This is a genomic window from Paenibacillus sp. y28 (genome assembly GCF_037137075.1).
Taxonomy (GTDB): domain Bacteria; phylum Bacillota; class Bacilli; order Paenibacillales; family NBRC-103111; genus JBBBNV01.
Window position 1 is genome coordinate 1 of record NZ_JBBBNV010000059.1, and the last position, 6,339, is coordinate 6,339.

The 6,339-nt window shown below is 53.3% G+C and carries 3 protein-coding genes; 2 read left to right on the top strand and 1 reads right to left on the bottom strand.

Annotated features, from left to right (window positions below):
- Positions 1–174: 174 nt before the first annotated feature.
- Complete coding sequence (locus WBG83_RS22025) at positions 175–4,647, bottom strand: AAA family ATPase (RefSeq protein ID WP_336747534.1); 4,473 nt, start codon at positions 4,645–4,647, stop codon at positions 175–177.
- Positions 4,648–4,845: 198 nt separating this feature from the next.
- Here WBG83_RS22025 and WBG83_RS22030 point away from each other — a divergent pair, with 198 nt between their 5' ends.
- Together WBG83_RS22030 and WBG83_RS22035 are read left to right on the top strand one after the other, a co-directional pair.
- Positions 4,846–5,025, top strand: coding sequence for a hypothetical protein (locus WBG83_RS22030; RefSeq protein ID WP_336747536.1), 180 nt, complete (start codon positions 4,846–4,848; stop codon positions 5,023–5,025).
- A 61-nt stretch (positions 5,026–5,086) separates the two neighbouring features.
- Positions 5,087–6,339, top strand: a 1,253-nt coding sequence (locus tag WBG83_RS22035) for an Ig-like domain-containing protein (RefSeq protein WP_336747537.1), incomplete at its 3' end; no start/stop codon positions are given.

Sequence of the window (6,339 nt, forward strand, 5' to 3'; positions counted from 1 at the left end):
TATGTTCATCAAGTGTAACATAACCCTTGGTAAGATTGCCCTATTACCGTTGGAACTTTTGCGGAATCAAGCACTAGGTAGAAATGGAAAAAACCTCTTTTAGAAGCCTATTTGAATCGGCTTGTACTAATTGTCTTGTATTTTATTACAAAGCAACTAAACGAGCATTGTGTTTTAGCCGGGCGTATGAAGCACATTTCTATTTTCACCGAAATTTCGATTTAAGACCGGCTGTGACCCTTGATCAAGCAGCTTAAGCTCCTTAGCCTGAGCGACGGCTTTGGTGCGCCGGTTGACCTTTAATTTGGCAAAAATATTTTTTACATGCACCTTTACTGTGTTCATGGCAATAACGAGATGGTCGGCAATTTCCTTATTGGATAATCCCGCGGAGAGCAGGGCGAGCACCTCCAGCTCACGATCCGTGAGCGGCTCCTCCATGATACCGGGCAATGGCTGGATGTGGTCCTCCATCCCCGCGGCCGCGGTGGGGAAAGCGGGCGAGCTTTCCAGAACACACATGAACAGTCCGTGCGACGCCATTGCCCGAATGACGGTCATACGCTCATGCGCGAAAACACCGCTGGCCAGTTTATTTTCCAAGTAGAGCACACCGAGCATGGTGCCATGAACCGTAACGGGGATGCAAAGAGCTGATCCGGGATGATGCTTGGCAATGTAGGGGTTGTGAATCAGCCAGCTCTCTTCTCCTGCAGAGTAGTGCACATTCTCTTGTGTACGGAAAACATAACGAATAATTCCTTCGGGCAGCAGGGAGCTATCCGTCATCTCCAATGGCCCTGGAACAGGCTGCGCTTCATCCGCCTCCGCATAGATTTGAATGAGAAGGGTATCGTTGCTGGCCGTTAGCAGAGCCCCTTTGCCTGCACCGGCATATTTCATGATGGTATTCATGATTTTGCCGAGCATGGCATCCATGTCCATCTGATTCGTGATCGCCTGGGCCGTCGCGAGAATGGCTTCGAGATCGACGCGATCCAGCGAAGGAGGGCCGCCCTGATGGCGTGCTGCTCCGTCAACCGTCTCCGCGGTATTCCTGTTCAACAGCGTTTGCACGGCTCCGCCGGCGAGAGCGGCATTTTCCTGGCTTTGCCATTGCAGCAGCAGCTCCTCGAGTTGGACGCTTTTTATCTGTACCCCCCACTGCCTGTATCCTTCCACCGCGATTTTCAAATAAAACAAAGCCGACTTTCTTTTATCCCGCTTCAAGTAATAGTTGGCCGCCAGCTCCCCGGCGAGGCTTGTCACCGGGAGATTGCCGTGCTCTCTCGCTTCGCGAATGGCTTTGTCGTATAAAGCCTCAGCAGCCTGGAATTCGCCGGAGACGCGCGCATATTCGGCTTGAAGGAGACAGGCACGGGCCTGATAACTGGCCGGACTCCATTTGGCCCAGTCGGTGAACCGGCGCAGCTTGCGGACCAGGCTGTTGTCTGCTTTGAAATGGCCGCTTGCCGGAGTGCGGGCGGCTAATACGGCAAGCGACTCATAAAACAGGCATTCCGGCATATGCGGCAAGTGAGCGGCATAGGCTGTATGCGTCTCCGCTCGCCGGGCCCAGCGGGCAGCCTCCTCATAGCGGCCGAGCAAATAACAAAGCTGCGTCTTATATGCGCCATATTGAAACAAGGTGGTGGCCGAGGTCTCCTCCTTGTGAATCCGGTTCAGAAACGCTTCTTCTTCGAAATCCTCGCTATCCAATGAGTCCGGTGCGGCCGTTCGGCCCTGAAGGGCCAGAATAAATTGCAGGTACAGGTAAAAATTCTGTCTTACGAACTCGTCACGTGTGGTGTCCAGCACGGCCATGTAGTCGGTAATCGCCTTGGCCAATTCGCTTAAAGGGGCCCTCGTGTATAAGGAATTCACATGCGCACCGATAGCATAGCTGGCAAACACATAGTCTCCCGAATCCAGGCCGAAGCGAAGCGCCCGGGCCAGATAGGCGTCGCCTTCACGGGCATTTCCGGCAAATTGGCAAAGGACGCCGCCGAAGATCGTGTAGGTTTTGCTTTTACTCGAGGCCATATTGTATCGTTCGGCCAGTTCGACTCCTGCCTTGGCAATGGCATAGCCCTTATCGTATTGACCGAGCGAGGTTCCCAGAAACATGCCGTACGCCGAATAAACAGCCGCCGTCTCGGGGGTATTCCCGTATCGAAGGGCCAGCTCAATGGCTTTGCACATGAGCAGGAAATATACCTGTTTATTCGTGAAAAAGGTGGAAGGAATGATGGCCGCAATCAGATTCATCGCCGCGATCTGCTCGGGGTCCGACATTTCCGGCAGGCTGGCAATTCGTTCGTACGTATTGCGCAGCAGCCGCTCGATACGTTTTCCTTCAGTGTGTATCAGGAAGCTTTCCGGATTAGGGGGGATCGTAATTTGATGCGCCCGCAGGCTCTCAAGACCAAGCGTGGTGCCCTTCAAATATTTGCCCTGATTAATGTACTGCATAATCTGAATCAGCTGAACCCTGCTTCGATCAACCGGGCTTCGCGCACAACCGAGCAGGAAGCTGATATCCTGATTGGATTGCTCGGTATGTCCGCATAAGTATTCACATTCCGCCTTCTGGGCATACAGCTCGAAGCACAGCCCGAACTCCGTATTCCAGTTCTCCGGCGATAGAAGCGCCGCTCCGCATTTGAAATATCCCAAGGCTACATCGCTAGCGGAGGAGGACTTCGCCCGGCTCCCCGCATCCAGATTCATTCTGACGAGCAGCAGCCGCTCTTGGGCACCGGTGATGGTCTTCGAGCCCCGGTTCAAATGATTCACAGCTTCAAACAGGCTTTCCTCGAAACCGGCGTATGCCTCGCGTATACAGTTGCCGATTCGGACATGAAGGGCCTGCTTGGTATGATCATCGATGCTGTTATAAATCATCTTCTGGATATGATCATGAGCAAAACGGAACGTACCAGCTCCAGCCTGCAAAATCAGACCCTCTGCTTCCAGCTCGGTCCATTGCATAGCCATCGGCTCCGGATCTCCCTTCACCATACGGGCAATGAATTGCGCTTGAAATTCCCCTCCGACGCAGGCGGCAATCCGTGCCAGATCGTGTGCTCCGCTCGACAGGCGCTGCAGCTTGTGCGCCATCAAATCTTGAATGGCATAGCTCGGCTCCAGAGCGATAATAGGGCCCAAATTCCACTGCCAGCACCGCTGGACGGGGTCGTACAGCAAGGTATGAGTGTCCTGCAGGCGGATTAAGATTTGTTTGCAGTGAAACGGATTGCCCCCAGATTTGTGATACAGCAGCTCTGTTAAGGGCAGGGTCGTCTCGGCCGGGCTGTTCAGCGTCTCCATCACAATCCGGTTCATCTGCTCCAGACTCAACGGGGACAGATGGATGTGGCGAATAACGGCCTGTTCGGTAACACGACCGTCCGGCTCATAGCCAGGCAGCGCACGTTGTTCTATTTCTGCATGGCGATAGGCGCAAACAAACATGAAGTACTGGCATTCCGGATCGGACAGCAGGGCATGAATGAGGTGGAGGGATGAATGATCGGCCCATTGCAGATCATCAATAAACAGGACGACCGGGCGTTCCTTGGACGCCAGCGCCTGCACAAATTTGCGGAAGATATATATGAACCGTTTCTTGGATTCGTTGGCCGGAAGCTTCTCTACAGCCGGTACTTCCCCCAGAATTAGCCCGGCTTCAGGGATAATCTCTGTAATAACATGGGCGTTAGCCCCCAAAGCCTTCTTCAGCTTCCGCTTCCACAGCGCGGACTGATCCTTGCGCTCTCCCAGCAAATGGCGCATGAAGCCGCGAAATGCCTGAATAATCGGATGATAGGGGATTTCCTTGGATAGCTGCTCGAATTTTCCGGTGATGTAGAAGAAATCCGGTGTATGCTGCTTTCGAAACATTTCATTCATCAGGCTGGTTTTGCCGATGCCCGCTTCCCCTGAAATAAAGACCATCTCCGTAGACCCGAGGCAAACGGAATAGAAGGACTGCTTCAGCACGGAAAGCTCATACTCTCTGCCGTGAACCCCCGGTTCAATGAACAGGGTATCTTGATGACGTCCGACCTTGTCCAGATCGGCTAGTAAAAAACCGGCACTCTGGTAGCGTTTATCCGGATTTTTCTCCAAGAGCTTCATGATAACAGCTTCCAGTCCGTCGGGCAGAGATGCTTCTCCGCTTATTGGAGGTGGGCTTTGCGCCAGATGCATATACACCCACTCCAGGGGGTTATTCGCTTGGAAGGGGGGACGTCCAGCCAGCATTTCGTAAAAAATAACGCCCAAAGAATATAAATCGCTGCGCTCATCCACAGCTCGCAGCATCCTGCCCGTATTTTCGGGCGAGCAGTAAGTGAGGTCCGACTCCGGCAGGCCGGAGCCCGTGGGGCGCTCATAACCGTCGGCCAAGCGCTTCAGTGTATTCCCTTCATGCAGGCGGCACCATGTGCACTCCTCAGAAGCCATGCGTATCGACTCCGGCCGCAAATCGAGGTGAATGCGCTGCTGCTGGTGCAGATCCCCGACGCAAGCCGCAATTGCCCGGGCTAGAGCAAGGAAATGGTCAGGCATGATATTTTTTTGGCCCTTCATAATATCCCTGAGCGTGATTCCCTCTTGATTTCCGGTAGGACTAATCTCTTTCATTTCCGAACACCTCTGCTGTCAGCATACTTACCTCTATTGTAATAGAACAAGCCTGCGTAATTATAGAGAAAATTGCAAAGATACTTCTTTATAGGTATAGAGAAAATGGAGGGTTTGTTTTATTTTACTGAATAGAAGACGGTCCACTGCAATACTACTATTTCAATAAATATCGTCGGAAAAAAGAGGGATTTGTAGATGCGTATGGAAAATTTCATGATTGGCTTTATTAGTATTCTGATTGCCGAAATCATTCTCTTTATTAAAATATGGATGGATGGGACGTATGTGGGTCTTCGGTTTGCAAAATGGTATTTCGGTATTGCTGTCATGGTGGCCGTGATTGTCGGCATATGGGCCTCTACGACGGAGTGGTGAAAGCCAGCTTGGCAGGACCTGAAACAAAGAAACGAGGATGATCAAAATCGGAGGATACATAATGAAAAAAGTTAAGCAGGATCGGCGATGGATGGCCATATTTCTTGTGCTTATGCTGGTTGTTGGGCTAGTACCCGGAAACCATGCGACCGCTGCGGATTCCGCCGTTCTGGATCAGGAGCAGTCCTCATTCTACGGGAATATATGGGTTAGTAGTGATTATCCCCGTTATCAGACCTTTACTCCGGCAATTAGCGGCCGGCTTAGTAGAATCGAAAACTCTTTTTTCGACGGCTTTTATACTCCCGGCTTCATCAAGGTGGATTTGTATAAGGAAAGCGATCTTTCCACGCTTCTTGCTTCAGCGACAGCGACAACCTTTCAGGGCTGGGTTTCGTTCGATTTCTCCGGAGCGGCGCTTTATTTAAAAAGGGAAACGATGTATCGCATGGTTGTTTCCACGCAGAACGGAGGCTCCTCCGGTGTCGGCTGGTATATCAGCAGCGGTGATGGTTATACAAGAGGGTACTCTTCGGGGAACAATCGTGATTTTGCTTTTAGAACCTACATGGTCCCGGATTATTCCGTATCTCCGGAAGAAAGCCAAATCCTTGCCGCGCAATCCAGTCTTGCTGCCAATGGCACGAGCCAGACGACAGTCACTGTGCAGGTGAAGGACGCGCAGGGCAACGATATCACGACGGGGGGAGCGACCGTCACCATGACGTCAACGTTAGGGACTGTCGGCTCCGTCACGGATAACAACAACGGCACGTACACGGCGACGCTGACGGCTCCGACAACAGCGGGCACGGCCACGGTGAGCGCCACGCTTGACGGGACCGCGCTGACGTCGACGGCGATCGTGCAGTTCGTGCCGGGAGCAGCGTCTGCGGCTGCTAGCACCGTGGAGACGGCAAACGCAACATTGATCGCCAATGGCACAAGCCAGACGACGGTGACGGTGAAGCTGAAGGACGCACATGGCAATGCGCTGACGACAGGCGGTGCGACGGTCGGGATTGCGACGACGTCAGGCACCGTTAGCGGCATCACGGATAACAACAACGGCACGTACACGGCGACGCTGACGGCTCCGGCGACAGCGGGAGCCGCCACGGTAAGCGCCACGCTTGGCGGGACCGCGCTGGCGTCGACGGCGATCGTGCAGTTCGTGCCTGGCGCGGCGTCTGCGGCGAGCAGTACGGTCGAGGTGGACGCTGCGTCCTTGACTGCCGACGGTACAAGCCAGACGACGGTGACGGTGAAGCTGAAGGACGCACATGGCAATGCGCTGACGACAGGCGGTGCGAC

What these genes read in the sequence shown, in the direction of transcription:
- WBG83_RS22025 (WP_336747534.1), bottom strand. Translation starts at nt 4,647, where the DNA reads ATGAAAGAGATTAGTCCTACCGGAAATCAAGAGGGAATCACGCTCAGG.
- WBG83_RS22030 (WP_336747536.1), top strand. Translation starts at nt 4,846, where the DNA reads ATGCGTATGGAAAATTTCATGATTGGCTTTATTAGTATTCTGATTGCC.